This window comes from Streptomyces sp. NPDC022910 (genome assembly GCF_055561075.1).
The window spans coordinates 1-1,333 of sequence record NZ_JBVHHL010000177.1 but is presented as its reverse complement, the minus strand read 5'-3'; the positions used below and the strand labels follow the sequence as shown (position 1 = coordinate 1,333).

Genomic DNA, 1,333 nt, shown 5'->3' with positions numbered 1-1,333 from the left:
GCTACCTCGCCGGCCTCCACCTCCGCGCCTCGATGATCTGGATCAAGGACCTCACACGAGCCACCCCTTGATCACAACCAAATACGCTCCCTAGGTCTGTCTTGATCTTGGTGTGGTTCTGCTGGGCAGGGGTTGGTGGCAGGTGGTGCAGGTGCCGGTCCAGCAGGTCAGCAGGTCCTGGAGGGTGTCGAGGATCTGGTAGAGGGTGAGTCCGGTGTGTCGGCTTTTGGGGCCAGTCGCTGTTCGGTGAGGAAGGCGTGGGCGGCGGTGACGAGGGTGGCGTGGTGGTGCCAGCCGTTCCAGGAGCGGCCTTCGAAGTGGTCCAGGCCCAGGCCGTGCTTGAGTTCGCGGTAATCATGCTCGATGCGCCAGCGGATCTTTGCCAGGCGGACCAGCTCCGGGATCGGGGTGTCGTCGGGCAGGTCGGACAGCCAGAACCGGGTTGGTTCGTCCTGGCCGTCGGGCCATTCGGCCAGCAGCCGCACCTCGGGCAGGACGCCGTCCCACCGGCCGTGCCCGGCCACCGCGGCTGCCTGGGCCAGGCGACGCGAGCGCACCCCAGCCGGCCGGACCCGCAGTGTGAGGAAGCGGGAGGTCATCGGGCCGCGGGAGCCTTCCCGCCAGGTCACCTCCTGGAAGGCTTCGCGTCCGGCGGCCGCTGCAAGGTTGGCCACCGTCACCGGTGGCTGCCGGTAACGGGGCAGCGGCGGGCGGCCGTTGCCGGACCGGACCGGGGCGGCCGGGTGCGCGTCATACGGCTGGACGGTGATATCGCCGCGGATGCCGACCACGTACGCGTGTCCCCGCTCGGCCAGGCCGGCGCGGAAGTCGGCGTTCTGGCCGTAGCCGGCATCCGAGACCACGACCGGCGGCACAAGGTGCCATCCGGCCAGTTCATCCAGGGCGTCCAGGGCCAGCCGCCACTTCTCCCGGTGCCCGGCCCCCTCGGGCACTCCGGTCCGCCGACGCCGCACAGCGTCATCCGCCCATGCCCGGGGCAGGAACAGCCGCCAATCAAGCGGGCACGAGGCCGTGTCGGAGACCGCGTGCACGCTGACCGCGACCTGGCAGTTGGCCTGCTTGCCCAGCGCACCGCAGTATTGCGGAGCAACCCCGACCGACATCCGTCCGTCCTTGGGGAACGACACGTCATCGATCGCCCAGGCGTCCGGGCCGATCCGCGGCACCAGCCGCTGAGCTATCCGCCGCCGCACCGGCACCGGATCCCACGTGGACTGGTTTGAGGGGCCTCGCGTTTTTCGGACAGGGTCTGGCCGAGCAATTCATGCCGTGAGTTGCAATTCCTGGAACTCGGCGTGCACTTCGCCCGGGG

At 69.8% G+C, this 1,333-nt stretch carries 1 pseudogene; it reads right to left on the bottom strand.

The annotated features are described in order from the left end of the window. Positions 1 to 167: 167 nt before the first annotated feature. Positions 168 to 1,241 (bottom strand): annotated as a pseudogene (locus ACZ3TS_RS43010) (IS701 family transposase); the annotation flags it as partial. Positions 1,242 to 1,333 lie beyond the last annotated feature (92 nt).